The sequence below is a fragment of the Streptomyces sp. NPDC055749 genome (assembly GCF_053617235.1).
On sequence record NZ_JBSHFH010000009.1, the window covers coordinates 143,269 to 166,148 of the forward strand.

The 22,880-nt window shown below is 70.0% G+C and carries 25 protein-coding genes and 3 tRNA genes; 21 read left to right on the forward strand and 7 right to left on the reverse strand.

All coding sequences use genetic code 11. The annotated features are described in order from the left end of the window. Positions 1-90: 90 nt before the first annotated feature. Together ACWGO0_RS09565 and ACWGO0_RS09570 are read right to left on the reverse strand one after the other, a co-directional pair. On the reverse strand, positions 91-1,443 hold the full coding sequence (locus ACWGO0_RS09565) for a sensor histidine kinase (RefSeq protein ID WP_453530582.1): 1,353 nt from the start codon (positions 1,441-1,443) through the stop codon (positions 91-93). Between the two features lie 139 nt (positions 1,444-1,582). Beyond that, positions 1,583-2,794 (reverse strand): sensor histidine kinase, encoded by a 1,212-nt coding sequence (locus tag ACWGO0_RS09570; RefSeq protein WP_453530585.1) that lies wholly within the window; start codon positions 2,792-2,794, stop codon positions 1,583-1,585. Between the two features lie 187 nt (positions 2,795-2,981). On the opposite strand from ACWGO0_RS09570, the gene ACWGO0_RS09575 reads away from it, so the two are divergent. The 13 genes from ACWGO0_RS09575 to ACWGO0_RS09635 all read left to right on the forward strand — a co-directional run bounded on the left by ACWGO0_RS09575 (position 2,982) and on the right by ACWGO0_RS09635 (position 14,635). Beyond that, complete coding sequence (locus ACWGO0_RS09575; RefSeq protein WP_453530728.1) at positions 2,982-3,374, forward strand: NADH-quinone oxidoreductase subunit A; 393 nt, start codon at positions 2,982-2,984, stop codon at positions 3,372-3,374. Further along, on the forward strand, positions 3,365-3,994 hold the full coding sequence (locus ACWGO0_RS09580) for an NADH-quinone oxidoreductase subunit B (protein ID WP_453530587.1): 630 nt from the start codon (positions 3,365-3,367) through the stop codon (positions 3,992-3,994). Before ACWGO0_RS09575 ends, ACWGO0_RS09580 begins: the two co-directional genes overlap by 10 nt. Next, positions 3,991-4,989 (forward strand): NADH-quinone oxidoreductase subunit C, encoded by a 999-nt coding sequence (locus ACWGO0_RS09585; RefSeq protein WP_453530590.1) that lies wholly within the window; start codon positions 3,991-3,993, stop codon positions 4,987-4,989. The genes ACWGO0_RS09580 and ACWGO0_RS09585 overlap by 4 nt, the downstream gene beginning before the upstream one ends. Then, positions 4,986-5,954 (forward strand): complex I subunit 1/NuoH family protein, encoded by a 969-nt coding sequence (locus ACWGO0_RS09590; protein WP_453530593.1) that lies wholly within the window; start codon positions 4,986-4,988, stop codon positions 5,952-5,954. The genes ACWGO0_RS09585 and ACWGO0_RS09590 overlap by 4 nt, the downstream gene beginning before the upstream one ends. After that, positions 5,954-6,529, forward strand: coding sequence for a NuoI/complex I 23 kDa subunit family protein (locus ACWGO0_RS09595; RefSeq protein WP_453530596.1), 576 nt, complete (start codon positions 5,954-5,956; stop codon positions 6,527-6,529). The genes ACWGO0_RS09590 and ACWGO0_RS09595 overlap by 1 nt, the downstream gene beginning before the upstream one ends. Beyond that, positions 6,526-7,080, forward strand: a complete 555-nt coding sequence (locus tag ACWGO0_RS09600) for an NADH-quinone oxidoreductase subunit J family protein (RefSeq protein WP_453530599.1) — start codon at positions 6,526-6,528, stop codon at positions 7,078-7,080. Before ACWGO0_RS09595 ends, ACWGO0_RS09600 begins: the two co-directional genes overlap by 4 nt. Further along, complete coding sequence (gene nuoK / locus ACWGO0_RS09605) at positions 7,080-7,487, forward strand: NADH-quinone oxidoreductase subunit NuoK (RefSeq protein WP_453530602.1); 408 nt, start codon at positions 7,080-7,082, stop codon at positions 7,485-7,487. The genes ACWGO0_RS09600 and nuoK overlap by 1 nt, the downstream gene beginning before the upstream one ends. Beyond that, positions 7,484-9,484, forward strand: coding sequence for an NADH-quinone oxidoreductase subunit 5 family protein (locus tag ACWGO0_RS09610; protein ID WP_453530605.1), 2,001 nt, complete (start codon positions 7,484-7,486; stop codon positions 9,482-9,484). Before nuoK ends, ACWGO0_RS09610 begins: the two co-directional genes overlap by 4 nt. A 27-nt stretch (positions 9,485-9,511) precedes the next feature. After that, complete coding sequence (locus tag ACWGO0_RS09615) at positions 9,512-11,068, forward strand: NADH-quinone oxidoreductase subunit M (protein WP_453530731.1); 1,557 nt, start codon at positions 9,512-9,514, stop codon at positions 11,066-11,068. Continuing rightward, complete coding sequence (locus tag ACWGO0_RS09620) at positions 11,065-12,624, forward strand: NADH-quinone oxidoreductase subunit N (RefSeq protein WP_453530608.1); 1,560 nt, start codon at positions 11,065-11,067, stop codon at positions 12,622-12,624. The genes ACWGO0_RS09615 and ACWGO0_RS09620 overlap by 4 nt, the downstream gene beginning before the upstream one ends. A gap of 102 nt (positions 12,625-12,726) precedes the next feature. Then, on the forward strand, positions 12,727-13,191 hold the full coding sequence (gene mscL, locus ACWGO0_RS09625; protein ID WP_453530611.1) for a large conductance mechanosensitive channel protein MscL: 465 nt from the start codon (positions 12,727-12,729) through the stop codon (positions 13,189-13,191). Positions 13,192-13,382: 191 nt separating this feature from the next. After that, entirely contained in the window at positions 13,383-14,246 is an 864-nt protein-coding gene (gene htpX / locus ACWGO0_RS09630; protein ID WP_453530613.1) for a zinc metalloprotease HtpX, read from the forward strand. After that, positions 14,243-14,635, forward strand: a complete 393-nt coding sequence (locus ACWGO0_RS09635; protein WP_453530616.1) for a YccF domain-containing protein — start codon at positions 14,243-14,245, stop codon at positions 14,633-14,635. The genes htpX and ACWGO0_RS09635 overlap by 4 nt, the downstream gene beginning before the upstream one ends. On the opposite strand, the gene ACWGO0_RS09640 is transcribed toward ACWGO0_RS09635, so the two are convergent. The 3 genes from ACWGO0_RS09640 to ACWGO0_RS09650 form a co-directional block, all read right to left on the reverse strand. Next, on the reverse strand, positions 14,632-15,297 hold the full coding sequence (locus ACWGO0_RS09640; RefSeq protein WP_453530619.1) for an alpha-ketoglutarate-dependent dioxygenase AlkB family protein: 666 nt from the start codon (positions 15,295-15,297) through the stop codon (positions 14,632-14,634). The two genes, ACWGO0_RS09635 and ACWGO0_RS09640, sit on opposite strands and share 4 nt — an antisense overlap. 38 nt (positions 15,298-15,335) lie before the next feature. After that, positions 15,336-15,869, reverse strand: coding sequence for a methylated-DNA--[protein]-cysteine S-methyltransferase (locus tag ACWGO0_RS09645; RefSeq protein WP_453530622.1), 534 nt, complete (start codon positions 15,867-15,869; stop codon positions 15,336-15,338). 166 nt (positions 15,870-16,035) lie between these two features. Next, positions 16,036-16,524 carry a YajQ family cyclic di-GMP-binding protein gene (locus ACWGO0_RS09650; RefSeq protein ID WP_453530625.1) on the reverse strand — a complete coding sequence of 163 codons (489 nt, stop codon included), beginning with the start codon at positions 16,522-16,524 and terminating at the stop codon, positions 16,036-16,038. A 165-nt stretch (positions 16,525-16,689) separates the two neighbouring features. On the opposite strand from ACWGO0_RS09650, the gene ACWGO0_RS09655 reads away from it, so the two are divergent. Beyond that, a tRNA-Tyr gene (locus ACWGO0_RS09655) sits at positions 16,690-16,771 on the forward strand. A gap of 70 nt (positions 16,772-16,841) precedes the next feature. On the opposite strand, the gene ACWGO0_RS09660 is transcribed toward ACWGO0_RS09655, so the two are convergent. Further along, the gene (locus ACWGO0_RS09660; protein WP_453530628.1) at positions 16,842-17,498 is read right to left on the reverse strand and encodes an SDR family oxidoreductase; all 657 of its coding nucleotides are present in this window, start codon (positions 17,496-17,498) and stop codon (positions 16,842-16,844) included. A 34-nt stretch (positions 17,499-17,532) separates the two neighbouring features. Beyond that, positions 17,533-18,873, reverse strand: a complete 1,341-nt coding sequence (locus ACWGO0_RS09665) for an amidohydrolase family protein (protein ID WP_453530631.1) — start codon at positions 18,871-18,873, stop codon at positions 17,533-17,535. Between the two features lie 375 nt (positions 18,874-19,248). Between ACWGO0_RS09665 and ACWGO0_RS09670 the strand changes: the two genes are divergently transcribed. The 7 genes from ACWGO0_RS09670 (at position 19,249) to ACWGO0_RS09700 (ending at position 22,872) form a co-directional block, all read left to right on the forward strand. Beyond that, positions 19,249-19,321: transfer RNA gene (locus tag ACWGO0_RS09670), tRNA-Thr, on the forward strand. A 45-nt stretch (positions 19,322-19,366) separates the two neighbouring features. Next, a tRNA-Met gene (locus ACWGO0_RS09675) sits at positions 19,367-19,439 on the forward strand. Between the two features lie 89 nt (positions 19,440-19,528). After that, a complete protein-coding gene (rpmG, locus tag ACWGO0_RS09680) occupies positions 19,529-19,693 on the forward strand; it encodes a 50S ribosomal protein L33 (protein ID WP_003956487.1) in 165 nt (54 codons plus the stop codon). A gap of 102 nt (positions 19,694-19,795) precedes the next feature. Beyond that, positions 19,796-20,248, forward strand: coding sequence for an FAS1-like dehydratase domain-containing protein (locus ACWGO0_RS09685; protein ID WP_453530634.1), 453 nt, complete (start codon positions 19,796-19,798; stop codon positions 20,246-20,248). Beyond that, the gene (locus ACWGO0_RS09690) at positions 20,248-20,676 is read left to right on the forward strand and encodes a MaoC family dehydratase (protein WP_453530637.1); all 429 of its coding nucleotides are present in this window, start codon (positions 20,248-20,250) and stop codon (positions 20,674-20,676) included. Before ACWGO0_RS09685 ends, ACWGO0_RS09690 begins: the two co-directional genes overlap by 1 nt. Positions 20,677-20,799: 123 nt before the next feature. Next, positions 20,800-21,366 carry a TetR/AcrR family transcriptional regulator gene (locus ACWGO0_RS09695; protein WP_453530734.1) on the forward strand — a complete coding sequence of 189 codons (567 nt, stop codon included), beginning with the start codon at positions 20,800-20,802 and terminating at the stop codon, positions 21,364-21,366. A 75-nt stretch (positions 21,367-21,441) separates the two neighbouring features. Continuing rightward, positions 21,442-22,872 (forward strand): MFS transporter, encoded by a 1,431-nt coding sequence (locus ACWGO0_RS09700; protein WP_453530640.1) that lies wholly within the window; start codon positions 21,442-21,444, stop codon positions 22,870-22,872. Positions 22,873-22,880 lie beyond the last annotated feature (8 nt).

The following is a 22,880-nucleotide window of genomic DNA, read 5'->3' on the forward strand; positions in this document are numbered from 1 at the left end:
CGGGGGAAATGGCCGGAGGGGTACGCGGGAAATGGCTGATTCCGCCCCGCCGCGGCAGAACGGAATCAGCGCCACCGGGCCGGGGCCGGTTCAGCCCCGCCAGGGCAGCTCGGCCGTGACCTTCGTCGGGCCGCCGGCCGGGGAGTCGACGACCAGGATGCCGTCCACCGCGTCCAGCCGCTCGGTCAGACCGGCCAGCCCGCTGCCGGCCGTCGCGTCGGCGCCGCCCCGGCCGTTGTCGGTGACCTGGAGCATCAGCCTGTTCGCCGAGCGCCACACATCCACCGAGGCACGGGTGGCGTACGCGTGCTTGCTCACGTTCTGCAACAGCTCCGACACCGTGAAGTACGCGATGCCCTCGATCGCCTGGGCGGGCCTGGAGTCCAGGTCCACGGTGACCTTCACGGGGACGGTGCAGCGGGAGGCGATGGCGGAGAGCGCGGCGTCCAGGCCACGGTCGGTGAGGACGGCGGGGTGGATGCCGCGTGCGAGGTCGCGCAGTTCCTGGAGGGCGACCTTCACTTCTCCGTGGGCCTCGTCGACCATGCGGGCGGCTGCTTCGGGGTCCTCGGTCAGCTTCTCCTTCGCCAGGCCCAGATCCATGGCGAGGGCGACGAGGCGTGCCTGGGCGCCGTCGTGCAGATCGCGCTCGATGCGGCGCAGGTCGGCGGCGGCCGTGTCCACGACCACACCCCGGTCCGACTCCAGCTCGGAGACCCGGGTCGCCAGCTTGGACGGGCCCAGCAGACCGAGCACCATCAACCGGTCCACGGTCGTCAGACCACGGATGATCCACGGCGTGACCATGACGAGGGCCAGCCCCACGGCGCCGGTCACCACCAGTTCGAAGGGGGAGTCGAGGTAGATGTGATGGCCCCGGTCTCCGTACAGCTGGATGCCGTCGACCCCCGCGTACACCGGGAAGATCCACTGCCACAGCGGGTAGGTGAAGGCAGCCCACCCGTACGCCCAGAACGTCAGCGAGACGGAGAAGGCGAACACGGCCCACGGGAAGTGCAGCAGCGCGTAGAGCAGATGCCGCCAGGACACACCGCTCTTCAGGACCGCGCCGACCCAGGACATCAGGCCGCCCGTCCCCCGCACCGGCGCGGGGTCGGCCACGTCCAGCTTGAGCAGTCCGCGCGCCCGGGTGCGCTCCATCGCGCCGAAGCCGCGGCACATGGCAAGACCGGCCGCGAGTATCGGAACTCCGAGGAAGGTGATCAGCATGCCGATGCCCAGCGAGGTCATGGTGATCGCGAAGCAGAACAGCACCGTGCTGATCGGGAAGCTCAGCATCAGATAGCCGAACTCGCGCCAGGTCCGCCCCTCGAAGGGTGCGCGCAGCGCGGCGGGGAAGAAGTGCTTCGCCGGGGGATGCTCCCCGAAGCCGGACCCGGACCTCTGGTGGTCCCGCGTGTCCGGTCCGTATGCCGTGGCCATGGGTGCCGTCCGTTTCTACTCGGCTTCTTCTCAGCGAGCGCTGTCTGTCTCAAGAGTGCTGTGCCGGAGGGTCGCGCACCATGAGGGCGGTCGCCGTATCCGGCCGGGGGTTTTCCCCACCCCGGGGTACTCCGTACTGCTACTTCTTCTGCTGCGCCTTCTGCGCCACCGCTTCCACACGGTCCACGCGGTCCCGCCACGGCAGCTCCGCCGTGACCGTCGTCGGACCGCCCGCCGGGGAGTCGAGGACGAACATCCCGTCGACCGCCCCGAGCCGCTCCGCGAGCCCCGCCATCCCCGTACCGCCGTCCATCCGCGCGCCACCGGCCCCGTCGTCCTGCACCTGGATCAGCAGCCGGTCTCCGGACCGCCACACATCCACGGACGCCAACCGGGCCCCACTGTGCTTGCTGACGTTCTGCAACAGCTCCGACACCGTGAAGTACGCGATCCCCTCGATCGCCTCCGCCGGCCGCCCCGGCAACTCGACGCCCACCTTCACGGGGACGGTGCAGCGGGAGGCGATGGCGGAGAGTGCGGCGTCCAGGCCACGGTCGGTGAGGACGGCGGGGTGGATGCCGCGTGCGAGGTCGCGCAGTTCCTGGAGGGCGACCTTGACCTCGCCGTGGGCCTCGTCGACCATGCGGGCGGCTGCTTCGGGGTCCTCGGTGAGCTTCTCCTTCGCCAGGCCGAGCCCCATGGCGAGGGCGACGAGGCGTGCCTGGGCTCCGTCGTGCAGATCGCGCTCGATGCGGCGCAGGTCGGCGGCGGCGGTGTCCACGACCACTCCCCGGTCCGACTCCAGCTCAGCGATCCTGCGTTCCAGTTCGTCCGAGGGGGAGAGCAGCCCCCGCACCATGGCCCGGTCCGCATTGGTCAGGCCCCGGGCGATGAAGGGGAGCACCGGCCACAGCACGAACAGGCTCACCAGCGTGATGGTGAACGTCAGTACGCCCCAGGGCAGCCGGATGAACGCGTACAGCAGGGAACGCCACCCCACCGGGTCCTTCAGCCCCGCCCACAGCCAGGAGAAGAAACCCTTCTCCCGACGGCCGCGCGTGATCGCGCTCGGCTCGTCGATCCGCACCCCGAGCATCCCTCGCGCCCGGCCCCGCTCCATCCGGCCGATCCAGCGGGCGCCCTGGAGCCCCGCCACGAGGAGCGGCAGGCCGACGACGGTGACCGAAAGCCCCACGCCGACACCGATCATGAACACTGTGTAAACAAAACCGGCGATCGCCATCGGGAGATTGGCCAGGAGGTAGGCGATCTCCTTCCAGGTCCACGGGTCTAGGGCGAAGCGCGCGGGCGGCGGCCGGTCGTTGTCCGGCACATCGGGGCTCATGGTCATACGCTCCAGCCTGCCGGGCGCGACCTGCGCACGCCATGGGGTACATGGGTGGGGTGAAGTAGGGATAACCCCACCGTTGTCCGACGCGGCTGCTTACCGTCCCTTTAGCAGGGCCTAGACTCCCGTGCGTACAGATCGTCGAACAGGTTCGAGGGAGCGAGGGGCGGACGTGGAAGACGTGCGGGGCATGCCGGAACCGACCGTTCTCGCGTCGGAGTACTTCGAGAGCTATTCAGTGGTCGGACTGCTCGCCCTCATCGGCGTGCTGTTCGTCGCCGTCGCCTTCGGGGCCGGCCGACTGCTCAGGCCCGTGGTCCCGACGCCGGAGAAACTCCTCACCTACGAGTGCGGTGTCGATCCCGTGGGAGAGGGCTGGGCACACACTCAAGTCCGTTATTACGTCTACGCCTTCCTGTACGTGATCTTCGCCGTCGACTCGATCTTCCTTTTCCCGTGGGCGACGGTATTCGCCGCACCCGGATATGGGGCGACGACGTTGGTGGAAATGTTCATCTTCCTCGGCTTCCTGGCCGTAGGACTGCTCTACGCATGGAAGAAGGGCGTCCTCGAATGGGCGTGACGAGCGAACCGCAGCCCGGACCCGTCGCGCTGCCGGACCCGACACTGCTGGAGCCCAAGCGGCTCGGCGTGCTGTCCCGGCTCGCGCCCGAACCCATGAAGGTGGTCCTGAACTGGGGCCGCCGCTACAGCCTCTGGGTCTTCAACTTCGGGCTCGCCTGCTGCGCCATCGAGTTCATCGCCGCGTCCATGGCGCGGCACGACTTCATGCGGCTCGGCGTGATCCCGTTCGCTCCGGGCCCCCGCCAGGCCGACCTCATGGTCGTGTCCGGCACGGTGACGGACAAGATGGCCCCGGCCGTCAAGCGCCTGTACGAGCAGATGCCCGAGCCGAAGTACGTCATCTCCTTCGGGGCCTGCTCCAACTGCGGCGGCCCCTACTGGGACTCGTACTCCGTGACGAAGGGCGTCGACCAGATCATCCCGGTCGACGTGTACGTACCGGGCTGCCCGCCCCGCCCGGAGGCCCTGCTCCAGGGCATCATCAAGCTCCAGGAGAAGATCGCCCGCGAGTCGCTCGCGGAGCGGTACGGCAAGGCCGACGCGGGCCGCCCTTCCGCCGCGGCACTCCGCAGCGGCTTGGTTACGCCCCCGACGGCTCCGGGGGAGGACCCCCGGTGAACGGGAACGCGAACGCTGCCGACACCTACGACCGTCTCCCGGACGCCGTCACCGAGATCTTCGGCCCGGACGCCACGGCCGAGCACGCCTACGACCTGCTGACCGTGGACGTCCCGCCGGCCTCCTGGACCGCCGCCCTCGAAACGGCCCGGGACGAACTGGGCCTCAGCTACTTCGACTGGCTCAGCGCCGTCGACGAAGCGGGCACGGGCTTCCGGGTCTGCGCCCACATCGCGGCACCCGGGACCGGAAGGGTGCGACGCCTGCTGCTCCGCACGACGGTCCCGCACGACGCCCCCTCCCTCCCCACGGCCATCGGCATCTACGCGGGCGCCGACTGGCACGAGCGCGAGACGCACGAGATGTTCGGCATCGCCTTCGAGGGCCACCCGCACCTGGTCCCGTTGCTGCTGCCCGAGAACTTCGAGGGCCACCCGCTGCGCAAGGACTTCGTCCTCGCGGCCCGGGTCGTGAAGGCGTGGCCCGGCGCGAAGGAGCCGGGCGAGTCCGAACACGGCGGCCCCAAGCGGCGCACCATGCTGCCGCCCGGAGTCCCGGACCCGAACGAGTGGGGCCCCCTGAAGGGCCAGCTCCCACCCGCCCCGTCCCGTCCCGCCAGGGCAGCGCGCCCGGCAGGCGAACGCCCGGCCCGCCGGGCCGCCCCCGCGGCAGAGGGCGTACCCACGACTCCGCCGCCCGCCGCGCGCCGCACGCGCAGTGTGTCCGAGGGCTCGGCGAGCCAGGCCCCGGAACCGACGCCGCGAACCCCCGACGCGCCCTGGCACGAGCCCCCGGTTCGGGAAGGGGAGGGTAAGGGAGAAGCCCAGCGCGGCGCCACGCCCGAGCCGACGCCCGAGCCGACGCCCGAGCCCACGCCCGCTGAGCCCACGCCCGCTGAGCCCACGCCCGCTGAGCCCACGCCCGCCGAATCCCCCACGCCCCCCGACGCCGAGAACGACACCCAACCACCCCCCGCCGGAGGCGATCCCGCGTGAACGACGTACTCGACGTCGCCCTCCGGCTCCTCATCGTCTTCGCCGTGTTCATGCTCGTCCCCCTCATCGTGGGACAGACCGAGCACAAGGTGATGGCCCACATGCAGGGCCGACTGGGCCCCATGTACGCGGGCGGCTTCCACGGCTGGGCCCAGCTCGCCGCGGACGGCGTGAAGTTCGTGCAGAAGGAGGACATCGTCCCGGCGCAGGCCGACCGACGCGTCTTCCAGCTCGCACCCGCCGTCGCCCTGCTCCCGTACCTCCTCGTGCTCGTCGCCATCCCGATCGGCCCCAGCGAGGGCGCGGTCGGCCAGGTCGTCGACGCGGGCATCTTCTTCGTGCTCGCCGTGATGGGTGTCGGCGTGCTCGGCTCGCTCATGGCGGGCTGGGCATCGGCCAACAAGTTCTCCCTCCTCGGCGGCCTGCGGACCGCCGCGCAACTGCTCGCGTACGAGCTGCCGATGCTGCTCGCCGCCGCCTCCGTGGCCATGGCCGCGGGCACGGTCTCCCTCCCCGGCATCCTCAACGCCTTCGAGTGGTGGTGGCTGCCCTGGCAGATCGTCGGAGCCCTGGTCTTCTTCGTGGCCGGCCTCGCCGAACTCCAACGCCCCCCGTTCGACATGCCGGTCGCCGACTCGGAGATCATCTTCGGTGCCTACACCGAGTACACCGGCCTCCGTTTCGCCCTGTTCCTGCTCGCCGAGTACGCGGGCATCGTCGTGCTGTGCGGACTGACCACCGTCCTCTTCCTCGGCGGCTGGCACGGCCCGCTCGGCGCCGACGGACTCGGCTGGGTCTGGACCCTCCTCAAGACGGCCGTCCTCGCCTTCGTCGTCATCTGGCTGCGTGTCACCTACCCCCGACTCCGCGAGGACCAGTTGCAGAAACTCGCCTGGACCACGCTCATCCCGCTCGCCCTCGCGCAGATTGCGCTCACCGGCATCGTGAAGGTGGCGATCAACTAATGCCTCCGATCCCCGGCTCGGGCCTGGCCAAGGGCCTGGCCGTCACCCTGCGGACGATGACGAAGAAGACGGTCACCGCGCAGTACCCGGACGTCCAGCCCGAACTGCCGCCCCGCAGCCGCGGCGTCATCGGACTGTTCGAGGAGAACTGCACGGTCTGCATGCTCTGCGCCCGCGAGTGCCCCGACTGGTGCATCTACATCGACTCCCACAAGGAGACGGTGCCCGCCGCCGCACCGGGTGGCCGCGAGCGCAGCCGTAACGTCCTCGACCGCTTCGCGATCGACTTCGCCCTCTGCATGTACTGCGGTATCTGCATCGAGGTGTGCCCCTTCGACGCGCTGTTCTGGTCACCGGAGTTCGAGTACGCGGAGACGGACATCCTCGAACTCACCCATGAGCGCGACAGGCTCCGCGACTGGATGTGGACCGTGCCGGAGCCGCCCGCGCTCGACCCGGGAGCCGAGGACCCGAAGGAGCTCGCCGCCGCACGCAAGACGGCGGAAAAAATGAAGGCCCAGCAGACCGAAGAGGCCGAACAGACCCAGGAACCCCGACAGGAGGGCCAGGAGTGACCCTCGCAGCAGCCGCGGCCCACCCCGGGTTCCTCTCCCCGACCGGAGTGGAGATCGCCTTCATCCTGGTCGGCCTCGCCACCTTCGGCGCAGCCGTCATCACCGTCACGACCAAGCAGCTCGTGCACGCCGCGCTCTGGCTGGTCGTGGCGCTCGGCGGCATCGCCGTCGAGTACCTCCTGCTCACCGCCGAGTTCATCGCCTGGGTGCAGGTACTGATCTACGTCGGTTCCGTGGTCGTCCTCCTCCTCTTCGGGCTGATGCTCACCAAGGCCCCCATCGGCCGCTCCCCGGACGCCGACTCCGGCAACCGCTGGGTCGCCCTCGCCGTGGCCGCCGCCGCTGCCACCGCCCTCGTCTGGGTGGTCGTGGACGCCTTCCGGACCACCTGGATCGACCTCGAAGGACCGGCGCAGGGCTCCACCGGCGCGACCGGAGAGTTCCTCTTCCGGCACTGGGTGCTGCCCTTCGAAGCGCTCTCCGTCCTGCTGCTCGCCGCCCTCATCGGCGCGATCGTCCTGTCCCGCAAGGACCGAGAGGACAAGAGCTGATGCACCTCGCCTATCCCGCCGTGCTCGCCGCCCTCCTCTTCTGCACCGGCCTGTACGGAGTCCTCGCCCGCCGCAACGCGATCCTGGTCCTGATGTCCGTCGAGCTGATGCTCAACGCCGTCAACCTCAACCTGGTCGCCTTCGACGTCTGGCTGCGCGAGGCACTCCACTCCGGCCAGGCGCTCACCCTCTTCACCATCGCCATCGCCGCAGCCGAGATCGGCATCGGCATGGCGATCGTCCTCGCCGTCTACCGCAACCGCGGCAGCTCCGACGTCGACCGTCTCCGCGACACCGCGGAGACCGACGCCGCCGAGGCGCTCCCCGGTGACGAGGACATCCACGGCACCGAAGACCAGGCCACTGCTCCGGCAGGGAAGGCAAAGAAGGCTGAGGCCACCGCGTGACCACCACGACCCTCGCCGCCCTCGTCCCCCTCCTCCCCTTCCTGGGCGCCGCCGCCGGACTGCTCATGGGCAGGACCGCCCCCGGCTTCGTACGCCCCCTCGCCGTACTGCCCACGTTCGCAGCCGCCGTCATCGCCGTCGTCGTCGCCGCGCGTCAGGGCGGTGGCCGGGCCATCGACGCCGCCACCCAGCTGACGCCCACCGGCTCCGTACCGATCGACCTCGCCCTGCACCTCGACGGCTTCGCCGTCCTCGTGGCCGTGCTGGTCGGACTCGTCGCCACGTGCGTGCAGATCTACTCGACGGCCTACCTGCGCGACGACCCCCGCTACCCCTCGTACGCGGCGCTGGTCTCGCTCTTCACCTCCGCGATGCTGCTCGTCGTCTACTCCGGCGACCTGATGGTGCTCCTGGTCGGCTGGGAGATCATGGGCATCTGCTCGTACTTCCTCGTCGGCCACTACTGGGAGACCCCGGAAGCCCGCGCGGCCTCCCTCAAGGCCTTCCTGGTCACCAAGCTCGGCGACGTCCCCTTCCTCATCGGCCTGTTCGCGCTCGCCGCCGACACCGGCACGTTCCGCATCACGGGCATCCTCGGCGCCGTCGCGAACGGCGGCCTCGACCACCCCACCGTCATCGCCCTGCTGCTCCTCGCGGGCGTCGCGGGCAAGTCCGCGCAGTTCCCCCTGCACACCTGGCTGCCCGACGCGATGGCCGGCCCCACCCCCGTCTCCGCGCTCATCCACGCGGCGACGATGGTCGCCGCGGGGATCTACTTCGTGGCCCGGCTCCTCCCCGTCTTCGCCGCATCCGGCGCGGCCCTGGTCGTCCTCTCCGTGATGGCCGCCGTCACGATGATCGGCTCGGGGCTCGCCGCGCTCGCCCAGGACGACATCAAGCGCGTCCTCGCCTACTCGACCATCGGCCAGCTCGGCTACATGTCGGGCGCCCTGGCCGTCGCCGACCGCGGCGCCGCCGTCTTCCACCTCATCTCGCACGGTGCGTTCAAGGCCGTCCTCTTCCTCGCCGCGGGCGTCGTCATCCACGCCGCCGGGACCAACTCACTGGCCGCCATGTCCCGCATGGGCGGCCTGACGAAGCGCATCCCGGACGCGTACTGGACGATGACCGTCGCCCTCCTCGCGCTGGCCGCCATCCCGCCGTTCGCCGGCTTCTTCTCCAAGGAAGCCGTCCTCGTCGCCGCCGAGCACTCCGCCTTCGGCGACCGTGACGTAGCCCCGGCCGCCGCGGGCTGGGTGATCCTGGTCGCCGGACTGCTCGCCGCGGTCCTCACCGCCGCCTACGCCACCCGCCTCTGGCTCCTCGCCTTCAAGGGACGCGGCGCCGAGGTCCCCGACCACGGCAAGCAGCCCGTCGCGATGACCTCCGTCCTCTGGCTCCTCGCCGTGCCCACCATCGGCTTCGGACTGACCGTCGGGGTGATCACCGACTGGTTCGACGGCCACGCCCTCACCCCGTCCGTCACCACCGCCGTCCTCTCCACCGGCGTCGGTCTCGTCGGCGGACTCGTCACCTACGGCGCCTGGCGGCACACCACCGCCCTCGCCGCCCGCACCCCCGTCGGCATGGTCGTGGCCCACCCCGACGCCGAACCCGCGCTCGTCGAGATCGAGGCACTGTCCGCGCACACGGCCGCCTATGGCGCCGCCGGTGACGCCCCCGACCCCGCCGACCCCGGCCGTCTGCTCCTCGGACAGCTCCACCACCACGCCGCCGCCGGCTTCCACCTCGACGCGCTCTACGCGACGCTCTTCGTCCGCCCCGTCGAGGCCGCCGCCCGCCTGGTCCGCTTCCTGGACCGCGAGGTGGTCGACACCTACGTACGCGGCTCCGGCACCGGCGCACGCTGGCTCGGCACCGCCGTCCGCCGCGCCCAGACCGGCAACGTGCAGACCTACCTCAGCGCACTGCTGGCCGGTTCCTTTGTCCTGGCGATCGCCGCCGTCGTGTTCGCCAACATCAACGCCGGGTCGTGAGCCGTGATCGATATCAGCGAATCCGTGATGCAGTTCCTTCTCGCGTTCATCGTCGTCGGCCCGCTCCTCGGCGCCGCCGCGGCCCTGCTCCCCGCCCCGCCCGGACTGAAGGGGAAGAACCCCGGCCAGGCCGTGCTCCGCCACGGCGTGACCATCACCGGCGCGATCCTTCTCGCGGCGATCGTCCTGGCCATCGGCTTCGACCACGACCAGCCGTCGAGGATGCAGGCCAGCACGGACATCAGCTGGATCCCGGCGCTCGACGTCCGGATCCACCTCGGTGTCGACGGCATTTCGCTCCCCCTCCTCGTACTGACCGCGCTGCTGACCTTCCTCTGCGCGCTGTACAGCTACTACAAAATGCCCGCGGGCCCCTCCCCGAAGGCATTCGTCGCCCTGGTCCTCGTACTCGAATCCGGCACCCTCGCGACCTTCGCCGTACTCGACCTGCTGCTGTTCTTCCTGGCCTTCGAGATGGTCCTCATCCCGATGTACTTCCTCATCGCCCGCTGGGGCGGCGAGAGGAAGCAGGCCGCCGCCTGGAAGTTCATCCTCTACACACTGCTCGGCTCGGTGATCATGCTGCTGGGCCTGCTCCTCATCGGTCTGAAGAGCGGCACATTCGACATGGTGGCACTCGCCACTGACAACGGCCGTGGACTCACCACATCCGTGCAGGTCATCGCCGTACTGGCCATCGGGATCGGCCTCGCCGTGAAGACCCCGATGTGGCCGCTGCACAGCTGGCTCCCCGACGCCCACACCGCCGCCCCGACCGTCGGCTCGGTCCTGCTCGCCGGCGTCCTGCTGAAGATGGGCACATACGGATTCGTCCGCATCCTGCTCCCCATCACCCCCGACGGGATGCGGACCTTCGCGCCCTACCTCGCCGCGTTCGCGGTCGTCGGCATCATCTACGGATCGCTCGCCTGCCTCGCCCTCGTGCGCACCGGCGCCAAGGGCGACCTCAAGCGTCTGATCGCCTACTCCTCCGTCGGCCACATGGGCTTCGTACTCCTCGGCATCGCGACCATGACCCCCACCGGGGTCAACGGCGCGCTGTTCGCCAACATCGCCCACGGCCTCATCACAGGACTGCTGTTCTTCCTGGTCGGCGCGGTCAAGGACCGGTACGGCACCGCCGACCTCGACACCCTCGCGGGCGCGACCGGCGCAGCGCTCTACGGCCGGGCCCCCCGCCTCGGCGCCCTCCTCGCCTTCGCCGCCGTCGCCTCGCTCGGCCTCCCCGGCCTCGCCGGCTTCTGGGGCGAGATGCTCACGCTGTTCGGCGCGTTCGACCCCGCCGAAGGGCTCAGCCGCCCCGCCTTCCTCACCTTCATGGCGATCGGCGCCTTCGGCACCCTCCTCACCGCCGCGTACATGCTGCTCGTCGTACGCCGCGTGTGCATGGGCGAGCCCGCCAAGCACCAGCAGCAGCCCCACATCGCGGACATCCAGACGTACGAATTCGCCGCCTGGACCCCGCTCGTCGCCCTCACCGTCCTCGCCGGACTCTGGCCCGCCGTCCTCCTCGGCCTCACCGACCCGGCCGTGCAGAAGCTCCTCGCAGGAGGCAAGTCGTGACCGCAGCCGTCGTCACCACCGCGGCCGAGAGCACCACAAGCCTCGTCCAGTCCGTCGACTGGCTCGCGATCGCGCCCCCCGTCATCGCCGCCGCGGTGGCCCTCGGGGTGCTCGTCGCCGACCTCTTCATCGCCGAACGGCACAAGCCGCTCCTCGGGTACGCGACCATCGCAGGACTCGTCGCGGCTCTCGCCTTCCTCGTACCGCTGCGCGACGGTGACCGGTCCACGTTCTGCGTCACCGGCCCGTCAGACGCGTGCAGCTACACCGCCGACCACTTCGCCCTCGTCATCCAGGCCCTCGTACTCGGCGGCGCCCTGCTCACGGCGCTGCTCTCCCTGGACGACACCCGCAAACTCCCCGCGGGCGAGTACTGGTTCCTCCTGCTCTCGTCCGCGGCCGGCGCGGCCCTCCTGCCCGCCTCCCGCGACCTCGCCACGCTCGTCGTCGCCCTCGAAGTCGCCTCGCTGCCCGCGTTCGCACTCGTCGGCATCAAGCGCGGCGACCGGCGTTCCTCCGAAGCGGCGCTGAAGTTCTTCCTGTCCTCCGTCGTCGCCACCGCCGTCATGCTCCTCGGCGTCAGCTTCGTGTACGCGACGACCGGCACCATGTACCTCACCGAGATCGCGGCCCGTCTCGACGACGTGCCGGGCCAGTTCGACACCCTCGCCAAGGCCGGTGTCGTCCTCACTCTCGTCGGATTCGCGTTCAAGACGGCCGCCGCCCCGTTCCACTTCTGGGTCCCCGACACCTATGTGGGCGCGCCGCTGCCCATCGCCGCGTACCTCTCCGTCGTCGGCAAGGCGGTCGGTTTCTCCGGCCTCATCCTCGTCACGGTGATCGCGTTCCCGTCGTACGCCGACGTCTGGGGACCGGCCGTCGCCGTCCTCGCCGCGCTCACCATGACCATCGGCAACGTCGCCGCCATCCGCCAGAGCGCCACGCGCGCCCGCAGCGCCGTACGCCTGCTCGCGTGGTCGTCCGTCGCCCAGGCCGGCTACCTCCTGGTCCCGATCGCGGCCGCCGCGTACTCCAGCGACGAACAGATCGGCTCCACCGTCGCGTACGCACTGATGTACGCCGTCGTGAACCTCGGCGCCTTCGCGGTGGCCGCCCTGGTGGCCCGTACGCACCCGGGCAACCGGATCTCCGACTACCGCGGCCTGTACGCCTCACGTCCCCTCGCCGCGCTCGCGATGGGCTTCTTCCTGCTCTGCCTGGCCGGTCTGCCGCCCGGCATCATCGGCCTCTTCGCCAAGGTCACCGTGTTCTCGGCGGCCGTGGACGCGGGGCTCGGCTGGCTCGCGGTCGTGATGGCCTTCAACGTGGTGATCGCTCTCTACTACTACCTCCAGTGGACCGCGATCCTCTTCCGGGCCCCGGAGGCCACGGAAGCCACCGAAGGCGGCACAGAGGCCGCCCCGGCCCCCGTCGCACGCAGGCTCCGCGCCCCGGCGCCCCTCACCACCGCGATCGTCCTCACCACTCTCGTCGGCATCGTCCTCTCCGGCGCCCCGCAACTGGTACTCAGGTTCGCCGCCGTCAACCTCTTCTGACCCGGCGAACGACCCGTCCAAGATCGGTTTGCCCGGAGCAGCCGGCACACGGCATGGTCTTGCCTGCATACGTCACGTATTGAGCAAGAGGAGAGCAGAGCGGTGCTGAACGGCTTCAAGGACTTCATCCTGCGCGGGAACGTCATCTCGATGGCCATCGGTCTGGCCGTCGGAGCGGCGTTCACGGCCGTCGTCACCGGCTTCAGCAACGCGTTCATCGTCCCGCTGATCGGCCTCGTCACCCGTGGGACCGGAGACTTCAGCAAGGCCACCTTCACCGCAGACGGCGTGACGTTCCCGTACGGCCTCTTCATCAGCGCCGCCATCGCCTTCATCATCACCGCCGCGGTCCTCTACTTCTGCGTCGTCGTCCCCATGGCCAAGGTCCAGAACCGCTTCACGGCCAAGGAGGAGGAGCAGAAGGCCGACATCAAGGCCGCTCTGCGCGACTGCCCCCGCTGCTTCTCGGAGATCCCGGCCGTCGCCTCCCGCTGCGGTCACTGCACCAGCGAGGTCGAGCCCGACCACGAGGCCCTGGCGCTCGCGGGTCTTCCCGCTCCGCGCTGAGACAGTCGCGAGTACGCCCTCCGAACACAGCACAGGCAGCGGCCCGCCACCCGGACGGCCCATGCCCGCGCCCGCGCGCACAAGGGAACTAGCTCTCCTCGCCTGGCGTTGACCAGTACGGGAGGCTCCACTGGGGAGTGGAGCACCACCAAGCAAAGGGTTCCCCTGCCGCACCATCTGGAGGGCGTACCGTGCACCGCCGGCACAACGGGCTGAGAACCGCCGTACTCCTCGGGGGCCTGTCAGCACTCATCATCGTCATCGGCAGCTTCTTCGGCCGTACGGGCCTGATCGTGGCCCTCGTCGTCGCGATCGGCACCAACGCCTACGCGTACTGGAACAGCGACAAGCTCGCGCTCCGCGCCATGCGGGCCAGGCCCGTCAGCGAGTTCGAGGCGCCGCAGCTCTACCGCATCGTCCGTGAGCTCTCGACCGCCGCCCGGCAGCCCATGCCCCGGCTCTACATCTCCCCGACCCAGGCACCCAACGCGTTCGCCACCGGCCGCAACCCGCGCAACGCGGCCGTGTGCTGCACCGAGGGCATCCTCCAGATCCTCGACGAGCGCGAGCTGCGAGGGGTGCTGGGGCACGAGCTGAGCCACGTCTACAACCGCGACATCCTGATCTCGTCGGTCGCGGGCGCGCTCGCCTCCGTCATCATGTTCCTGGTGAACTTCGCCTGGCTGATTCCCATCGGCCGGTCCAACGACGACGAGGGCCCCGGACTCTTCGGCATGCTGCTGATCATGATCCTCGGCCCGCTCGCGGCCTCGGTGATCCAGCTCGCCGTCAGCCGCTCCCGGGAGTACGAGGCGGACTCCTCGGGGGCTCAGCTCACCGGCGACCCGCTTGCCCTGGCGAGCGCCCTGCGTAAGCTCGATGCAGGTACGAAACAGCTCCCGCTGCCACCCGAGCCGAGGATCGAGACCGCGAGCCACATGATGATCGCGAGCCCGTTCCGCCCCGGCCGTGGCATGTCCAAGATGTTCTCGACGCATCCGCCGATGGCGGAACGCATTGCCCGACTCGAGCAGATGGCAGGTCATCGCCCGTGAAGACAATTCTGAACGTCATATGGCTGGTTCTCTGCGGCTTCTGGATGTTCCTCAGCTACCTGGTCGCAGGTCTCCTGCTCTGCATCACGATCATCGGCATCCCGTTCGGCGTCGCCGCCTTCCGCGTCGGCGTCTACGCCCTCTGGCCGTTCGGCTACACGGTCGTGGAGCGCCGGGACGCGGGCGCCCCCTCCTGTATCGGGAACGTGCTCTGGCTGATCCTCGCCGGATGGTGGCTCGCCCTCGGCCACATCTTCACGGGCATCGCCCTGTGCATCACGATCATCGGCATCCCGCTGGGCATCGCGAACTTCAAGCTCATCCCCGTCTCCCTGATGCCGCTCGGCAAGGAGATCGTCCGGACGGACCAGCCCTTCGCCAACCGCTAGGAGCCGTCTGCCAGCCCGGTCTCGCGCAGCGTCAGATTGAGCCGGCCGCCGCGCATCCCGCTCGCCGGCTCGGCTGTCCCGGCATACACCTTGGGCACTCCGTGGAACGCGTAACGTGACGGACCGCCGAACACGAACAGATCGCCCGAGGCCAACTCCACGTCCGAGTAGGGCCGTCCACGGTCCTCGGTGTTCCCGAAGCGGAAGACACACCGGTCGCCGATGCTCAGCGACACCACAGGAGCGCCGGAGCGCTCCTCCTTGTCCTGATGCATGCCCATCCGCGCGGCGCCGTCATAGAAGTTGATCAACGCGGTGTCCGGCGTGTACGAGGCGGCGGCGCCCTCGTCCCCGTACGCCTCGGCCAGCGCGGCCCGCCCCAACTCGCCGAGCCAGTCGGGGAACGCGGCGACCCGCGCGCCGTTCACGTCATCGGCGGTACGCGAATAGCGGTACGGCTGCCAGTGCCACCCCAGGCACACCGTCCGGACCGACATCACGCCACCACCCGGCAGCACCGTGTGCCGCAGCGGCACAGGCCCCCTGGCCCACTCCCGGCATGCCTCGACCAACTCCCGCTGCCGCTCCACCGAAAGCCACTCGGGCACATGGACGGCACCCGGAGCGACGACGGTCCGGGGCCGTGGAAAGAGACCTGACACCGGGACACCATCCTTTCGCCCTCACTCGCGCGGAAGCGTCAGCCCGCACGCCTGGGACCGGCCACCGGGGCGCCCTCCAGCCCCAGCAACTGCTTCTTGCGCTCCACGCCGCCCGCGTAGCCCCGCAGCGCCCCGTCCGCGCCGATGACCCTGTGACAGGGCCGCACGATCAGCAGCGGGTTGCGGCCGATCGCCGTCCCGACCGCCCGTACCCCCGGCCCGGAGGAGCCGACCTGCTCGGCCACCTGGCCGTACGACACCGTCTCGCCGTACGGGATCGAGTCCAGCGCTTTCCAGACACGCCGCTGGAAGTCCGTGCCCGCACCATCGGCGTACGCGATGTCGAAGCGGGTCAGCCGCCCTTCGAAGTAGGCCGCCAGCTGTCCGGCGATCCCGGCGAACTCCTCCGGGGCGTGGAGCCATCCGTCCTGGACCGTGGAGCCGCCCTTCTGGCCCGGCAGGGACAGCGACACCAAGGCCGCACCTGACGCCGCACCGGCTGCTCCGGCAGCCCTCTCGCCGACGAGCAGCAGCTCGCCCAGCGGGCTGCCCACCCTCGCGTACATCGTCATGGCCCTCACGCTCCTTGCCCGTATCGCTTCCTGCCCTGCCGAGTCTGCTGTTCGCGGCGGCCTGCGACCGGCGGTATTCGGACATCGAATCCGGAACGAATACGGGGCGGACCGTGCCCACCGGCACGCCCGCCCCGCCCGCGACTGCCGCACGGCAGCGACCGGACTACCGGTAGTTCGCGAACTGCACCGCGAAGTCGAGGTCCTTGCCCTTCAGCAGTGCCTGGACGGTCTGCAGGTCGTCCCGGCTCTTCGAGCTGACCCGCAGCTCGTCGCCCTGGACGAGCGCCTTGACGCCCTTGGGACCCTCATCGCGAATGATCTTCGCCACCTTCTTGGCGTTCTCCTGGGAGATGCCTTCCTCGATCGTGGCGAAGATCTTGTACTCCTTGCCGGAGAGCTGCGGCTCGCCCGCGTCCAGCGACTTCAGCGAGATGCCCCGCTTGATCAGCTTGGACTGGAAGATGTCGAGGATGGCCTTGACCCGCTCCTCGCCGTTCGCCTCCATCAGGATCTTGTCGCCCGACCACGAGATCGTGGCGCCCGTGCCCTTGAAGTCGTAACGCTGGGAGATCTCCTTGGCGGCCTGGTTGAGGGCGTTGTCGACCTCCTGCCGCTCGACCTTCGAGACGATGTCGAAACTGGAGTCGGCCATGACGTGTGGCTCCTTGCGTCGAATGCGTTTGGGGTACGCCCAAGCCTAGCCATCCCCGCCCGCCAGGAGCGCTGATCAATTGGGTAGCGGAGCACCCCTAGTCATCAGGTATCGTTTACGTCGTCGCCAAGGGGGTCCTCACGGACTGCCGAGGCGCTGTTTCGAGGCGGTGTGCCCGAGTGGCCAAAGGGAGCAGACTGTAAATCTGCCGGCTCAGCCTACCCAGGTTCGAACCCTGGCGCCGCCACGATGGAGTGAACCCCCTGACTCGCAGTCATGCGAGGCAGGGGGTTTCTTCATGTTCCCCGCAGGGCCCGTCAGTTGCCCGCGATGTCCTTCACCGCGACCGTCACCGGCACGCTCCCGGAAACGAGTTCCAGCGTGAGGCCCGCGCTGGCCGGGGTGTCCAGGAGCTCCAGGAGCGAGGCCGCCACGTCGTCGCGCGGGACGGGACCACGGCCCGTCGAGGCCGCCAGCAGGACCTGGCCCGTGCCCGCGTCGTTCGTGAGCATGCCGGGGCGCAGGATCGTCCAGTCAAGTGAGGGCCGGGAGCGTACGTAGTCGTCGGCCGCACCCTTGGCGCGGAGGTAGATGTCGAACACCTCGTCGCCCGGGTGGCCGGAGTCGGCGCCCATGGACGAGACCACCACGTAACGCCGCACACCCGCCCGTTCCGCCGCGTCGGCGAAGAGCACCGCCGCTCCCCGGTCGACGGTGTCCTTGCGGGCTGTTCCGCTGTCCGGGCCCGCTCCGGCGGCGAAGACCACGGCGTCGGCGCCGCGCAGCACCTCCGCGGTCTCCTCGACGGAAGCCGATTCGAGATCGAGGACGACCGGTTCGGCACCCGCCTCGCGTAGATCGTCGCCCTGTTTGGGATTGCGGATGATTCCGACCGCTTCGTCTCCGCGTGCAGCGAGCAGCCGCTCCAGCCGCAGCGCGATCTGACCATGTCCACCTGCGATGACAATGCGCATGCCCCCGACCGTACGCCGCGGCGGGCGGCCGTGCTTACGAGCCGCACCCAGGACCCTTGCCCGGCCCGGCATCCGGGGCGCAGGAGCCACCCGAAGGAGGGCCCTTCTCGGGGCGCCCCTGGCGGGGCAGGTCGAGCGCGACTGCCGCCTCCGAGTCGCAGTACTCGCGCACGGCGCTGGTCCGGGCGACCACCCGGCCCCGGTGGACCACGATCCTGCTGTACGCGAGTGAGAGCACCCCCGAGAGCCGTTCCCCGCGCACCGCGAGCAGCTCGGCGGGGAAGCCCGCCTCGACGCGTACCTCGGGGAGCCCCATGGCCGTCCTGGCAGCCGCGGAGACCGCCTCGTAGGCGTGCTCGGCGTGCATGCCGTGCTGGGAGGCCAGGAGGTACGCGGCTTCGAGAGGGTCGCCGCGGCCCACGGGGTTGGCGACGTCCCGCAGCGCCCCGCTGCCCGCCGCGACCCGGACCCCGGCGGCCCGCAGGAGCCGTACGGGCGCGGTGCCCCGGCGCTCGACGCCGGAACAGCCGCCCTGGGGGAGGCAGATGACGGTCACTCCGGCGGCTGCGAGCTGGTCGGCGGCGCGGGCAGCGGCTTCGAGGGGCAGCTGCGACAGACCGCCGCAGGGGCCGATGGAGACGCCTGGCCGCAGCCCGCCGGCCATGGCGGCGAGCCGGGCCAGCCGGGCCGGATCGTCACTGTCCGTGTGCAGATCGACGGGGCAGCCGTGCTCGGCGGCGATCTCCAGGACGGCCTCGGCGTAGCCGGCCGGGTCGGGATCGAGGTCGGGGCAGCCGCCGACCACGCCCGCGCCCATCTTCACGGCGTCGCGCAGCATGGCGAGGCTGTCGGCGCCCGCGACGCCGGTGAGCAGGCGGGGCACGGCGACCGCGGTGAGGTCGGCGAGGCCGCGCAGCGAGCGCCGGGCCTGGAGGACGGCTTCGAGCGGGGCGAGGCCCTGGACGTCCCCGATGCGTACGTGGGAGCGCAGCGCGGTCGCACCGTGCCCGACCTGGAGCAGGGCGGCTTCGGTGGCGCGGCGCTGGATGTCCTCGGCGAGATGGGACGCCGGGCCCGGACTGTCCGGCCCGGCACTGTCGGCGGTGAGGGCCGTGTCGCCGTGCGCGTGGGGTTCGGCGGGGGCGGGGAGCAGAAGGTAGCCACGCAGGTCCACACGGGCTCCGCGGACGGTCAGGCTGCCCGCGGTGCCCACGGCCTCGATACGGCCGCCACTGAGCCGTACGTCCACGATGCGGCCGTCGGTGAGCCTGGCGCCGCACAGGACGAGTGCGGCGTCGGGGGCGGCTGGGGCGTCGGGGCTGCTCGCGCCGTCGGCCGCGCTGTCGTCGGGCCGCCGCGGCTGGCTGTCGGGCATCGTGCTCCTGGAGGAGGGGGGCAAGATCACACAGAGTGAGTCGAGCCTAGGGGGGTGCCCGGTCCGCTTCGATGAGGAGCGAAATAGTCGTACCGGTGTGGCCTCGTGGGACGCGCGGGACCCATGTGGGCGGCACGGGACGGGGTGGCCTGGGAACGTGCCGGGGCGCTGTCCGGCTCCGCGCCCGGCGCCGCGCGCGACTCCCCGGTCCTGCCCCGTCGGGAGGCTGATCGGGAGCCCGATCAAGAGCTCGGCCAAGTGCCTGGTCAGGGCCCCGATCAAGGGGTCCGGGGGAGGTCCGTTCGACGCCGCGAAGAGCCCCATGGAAACGGATTTGGGCGATCGGCGACAGACCGTGTAATGTCTTCATCGCTCGCCCCAATAGCTCAGTCGGTAGAGCGTCTCCATGGTAAGGAGAAGGTCTGCGGTTCGATTCCGCATTGGGGCTCTGGTGATCGGGAAACCCCGCTTCGGCGGGGGGACTCGTCATCAAAGCGGTGTAGCTCAGTCGGTAGAGCAAGCGGCTCATAATCGCTGTGTCACCGGTTCAAGTCCGGTCACCGCTACTTACGGTAGCCGATTGTGGGGTCGGTCCTTCGATCGGCTACTCTTTTTTGCGTTCATCCGTCCATCCGTCCGTCCAAGGAGCACTCACGTGGCTGCCACCGACGTCCGCCCGAAGATCACGCTGGCCTGCGTGGAGTGCAAGGAGCGGAACTACATCACCAAGAAGAACCGGCGTAACAACCCGGACCGTCTTGAGATGAAGAAGCACTGCCCGCGCTGCAACTCGCACACCGCGCACCGCGAAACCCGCTAAACAGGCTCGTACACGAGGCCGTCCCCATTGGGGGCGGCCTCGTGTCGTTTGTAAGGGCTGCACTCCGGCCCATTCGTCTTTGCATCAGGAGGGAGCGAGCCCATGGCGCTCGACCAGTCCTTCGTGGGACGGACCTATCCGCCCACCGAGCCGTACGAGGTCGGCCGGGAGAAGATCCGTGAGTTCGCGGAGGCGGTGGGTGACGCCAATCCCGCGTACACCGATCCGCAGGCCGCGGCGGCTCTCGGTCACGACGATGTGATTGCCCCGCCGACTTTTGTCTTCTCCATCACATTCAAGGCCGCCGGAGATGTCGTACGGGACCCGCTGCTGGGCCTGGACTACAGCCGCGTGGTGCACGGTGACCAGAAGTTCGCCTACGTGCGTCCGGTGCGGGCGGGGGACCGGCTGACGGTCACCTCGACCATCGAGGGCATCAAGTCCCTGGCGGGCAACGACATCGTGGACGTCCGCGGCGAGGTCCACGACGAGACCGGCGAGCACGTGGTGACCGCCTGGACGAAGCTGGTGGCCCGCGCCGCCGAGGAGGCGTGATGACGGCCAAGGTCGCTTACGAGTCGGTCGAGGTCGGTACGGAGCTGCCGGCGCAGTCCTTCCCGGTCACCCGCGCCGTGCTGGTGCAGTACGCGGGCGCCTCCGGTGACTTCAACCCGATCCACTGGAACGAGAAGTTCGCGCGCGAGGTCGGGCTGCCCGACGTGATCGCGCACGGCATGTTCACCATGGCCGAGGCGATCCGGGTGGTCACGGACTGGACCGGTGACCCCGGAGCGGTCGTCGAGTACGGCGTGCGCTTCACCAAGCCGGTCGTCGTCCCGAACGACGACAAGGGCGCGCTGGTCGAGGTCAGCGCCAAGGTGGCCGCCCTGCTGGGCGACAACCAGGTGCGGGTGGACCTGGTCGCCATGAGCGACGGCAAGAAGGTGCTGGGCATGTCCCGCGCCGTGGTCCGGCTCGCCTGAGTCCGGTGACTGTGAGTAAGGGGCGTCCCTCCTGGAGGGGCGCCCCTTACTGCGTCTCTTCTCGCGTTACGGATACCACTTGCCAAGTTAGTGATTGAGCAATAACTTAGCTGTATGGCAAGGATGAGTGCGGAGGACCGGCGCGAGAGCGTCGTGCGTGCGGCGATCACCGAGTTCGCCCGCGGCGGCTACAACGGCACCTCCACCGAGGCGATCGCCAAGCGGGTGGGTGTCTCGCAGCCGTACCTCTTCCGTCTTTTCCCGAACAAGCAGGCCATGTTCCTGGCCGCCTCCGAGCGCTGCCTGATGGACACCAGGAAGGTGTTCATGGAGGCCGCGGAGGGGCTTGAGCGGGAGGAAGCGCTCCACGCCATGGCGGTGGCGTACCAGCAGCTCATCGTCGACGACCCCGACAAGCTGCTGATGCAGATGCAGATGTACGCGGCCATCGCGGCGGCCGAGGCGTCGGGGGACCACGAGTTCGGCGAATCGGTGCGCAGGGGCTGGGCCCTGATGTGGGACGAGATCCACATCGTGCTGGGCGCGGACCAGAACGAGACCACCATCTTCCTGGCGTACGGCATGCTCATCAACACCCTGGCCTCGCTCGGCTTCCCGCCGGACCACCGGGTCTGGTCCGGCTTCTACATCTCGGCCAAGCCCTCCGAGACCGATTCTTCCGACGAGTGAACAGCGCACCCCGGGTTCTGCCCGGTTTTCTGCCCATGAAAGTTAGTCATCAATAACTAACCCCCTGGGGGAGCAGTGAACCAGCACACAGCCAGTCGCGGGGGAGCCGTCTGGGCTCTCGTCATCACCAGCGTCGCCAGCTTCATGGCGGCCCTCGACAACCTCGTCGTCACCACCGCCCTGCCGTCCATCCGCAAGAGCCTCGGCGGCGGACTCGAAGAGCTCGAATGGACGGTGAACGCCTACACACTCACCTTCGCCGTCCTGCTGATGACCGGCGCCGCGCTCGGTGACCGGTTCGGCCGCCGCCGGCTCTTCATGACCGGCCTCACCGTCTTCACCGGCGCCTCCGCCGCAGCCGCCCTCTCGCCCGGGATCGGCGAACTCATCGCCTTCCGCGCGGTCCAGGGCATAGGCGCGGCCATCATGATGCCGCTGACCCTCACCCTGCTCACCGCCGCCGTCCCGGCCGCCCGGCGAGGCATGGCCCTCGGCATCTTCGGCGCGGTCACCGGCCTCGCCGTCGCCAGCGGTCCGCTCATCGGCGGCAGTCTCACCGAGCACATCTCCTGGCAGTGGATCTTCTGGCTGAACGTCCCGATCGGCCTGGTCCTGCTCCCGCTGGCCCGGCTGCGCCTGAGCGAGTCGTACGCCCCGAACGCCCGCCTCGACGTCCCGGGCACCCTTCTCGTCAGCGGCGGGCTCTTCGGCATCGTCTACGCGCTGGTCAGCGCCACCGGCGACGGCTGGACCAGCCCCACCGTCCTGACGGGCCTGTTCGCGGGCACCGCGCTCCTGGCCGGATTCGTGCACCACGGCTTCACGGCGAAGAACCCGATGCTCCCCATGCGGCTGTTCCGTGACCGCGCCTTCTTCGGGATCAACATCGCCAGCCTGCTGATGTTCCTGGGAATGTTCGGATCGATCTTCCTGCTCAGCCAGTTCCTGCAGAGCGCGCTCGGTTACTCGCCCACCGAGGCCGGTCTCCGGATGCTCCCGTGGACCGGGATGCCGATGCTGGTCGCGCCGATCGCCGGCTACCTCTCCGACCGGTTCGGTGGCCGCCCGGTCGTCGTGACCGGTCTCGCCCTCCAGGCCGTCGGCCTCGCGCTCTTCGCGATGGTCCTCGCCCCGGATGTGAGTTACGCCGCCCAGCTGCCGGGCCTGATCATCGGCGGCATCGGCATGGCGATGTACTTCGCCCCCGCCGCCAGCCTCGTGATGTCCAGCGTCCGGAGCGGCGAGCAGGGCATCGCGTCCGGGGCCAACAACGCGCTGCGGGAGGTCGGCGGCGCGCTCGGTGTCGCCGTGCTCGCGTCCGTGTTCTCCGCCCAGGGCGGGTACGAGTCCCCCCAGGCGTTCTCGGACGGCACCGTTCCCGCTCTCTGGATCGGCGCCGGAGCCGTGGCCCTGGCCGCGCTCGTCGCCCTGATGATCCCCGGCCGCGGCGCCGCCGGGACCCCGCGGCCGGAGCCGGTCAAGGACCGGACCCCTGTCGCCGCCTGACCGGCCGC

Excerpts from the sequence above, each read along its gene's own strand:
- ACWGO0_RS09565 (WP_453530582.1), bottom strand. The coding sequence starts at position 1,443 with ATGGCCACGGCATACGGACCGGACACGCGGGACCACCAGAGGTCCGGG.
- ACWGO0_RS09580 (WP_453530587.1), top strand. The coding sequence starts at position 3,365 with ATGGGCGTGACGAGCGAACCGCAGCCCGGACCCGTCGCGCTGCCGGAC.
- ACWGO0_RS09660 (WP_453530628.1), bottom strand. The coding sequence starts at position 17,498 with ATGCGCATTGTCATCGCAGGTGGACATGGTCAGATCGCGCTGCGGCTG.
- ACWGO0_RS09690 (WP_453530637.1), top strand. The coding sequence starts at position 20,248 with ATGACGGCCAAGGTCGCTTACGAGTCGGTCGAGGTCGGTACGGAGCTG.
- ACWGO0_RS09595 (WP_453530596.1), top strand. The coding sequence starts at position 5,954 with ATGCCTCCGATCCCCGGCTCGGGCCTGGCCAAGGGCCTGGCCGTCACC.
- ACWGO0_RS09665 (WP_453530631.1), bottom strand. The coding sequence starts at position 18,873 with ATGCCCGACAGCCAGCCGCGGCGGCCCGACGACAGCGCGGCCGACGGC.
- ACWGO0_RS09570 (WP_453530585.1), bottom strand. The coding sequence starts at position 2,794 with ATGACCATGAGCCCCGATGTGCCGGACAACGACCGGCCGCCGCCCGCG.
- ACWGO0_RS09685 (WP_453530634.1), top strand. The coding sequence starts at position 19,796 with ATGGCGCTCGACCAGTCCTTCGTGGGACGGACCTATCCGCCCACCGAG.
- ACWGO0_RS09615 (WP_453530731.1), top strand. The coding sequence starts at position 9,512 with ATGCAGTTCCTTCTCGCGTTCATCGTCGTCGGCCCGCTCCTCGGCGCC.
- ACWGO0_RS09645 (WP_453530622.1), bottom strand. The coding sequence starts at position 15,869 with ATGACGATGTACGCGAGGGTGGGCAGCCCGCTGGGCGAGCTGCTGCTC.
- ACWGO0_RS09575 (WP_453530728.1), top strand. The coding sequence starts at position 2,982 with ATGCCGGAACCGACCGTTCTCGCGTCGGAGTACTTCGAGAGCTATTCA.
- nuoK (WP_453530602.1), top strand. The coding sequence starts at position 7,080 with ATGCACCTCGCCTATCCCGCCGTGCTCGCCGCCCTCCTCTTCTGCACC.
- ACWGO0_RS09695 (WP_453530734.1), top strand. The coding sequence starts at position 20,800 with ATGAGTGCGGAGGACCGGCGCGAGAGCGTCGTGCGTGCGGCGATCACC.
- ACWGO0_RS09650 (WP_453530625.1), bottom strand. The coding sequence starts at position 16,524 with ATGGCCGACTCCAGTTTCGACATCGTCTCGAAGGTCGAGCGGCAGGAG.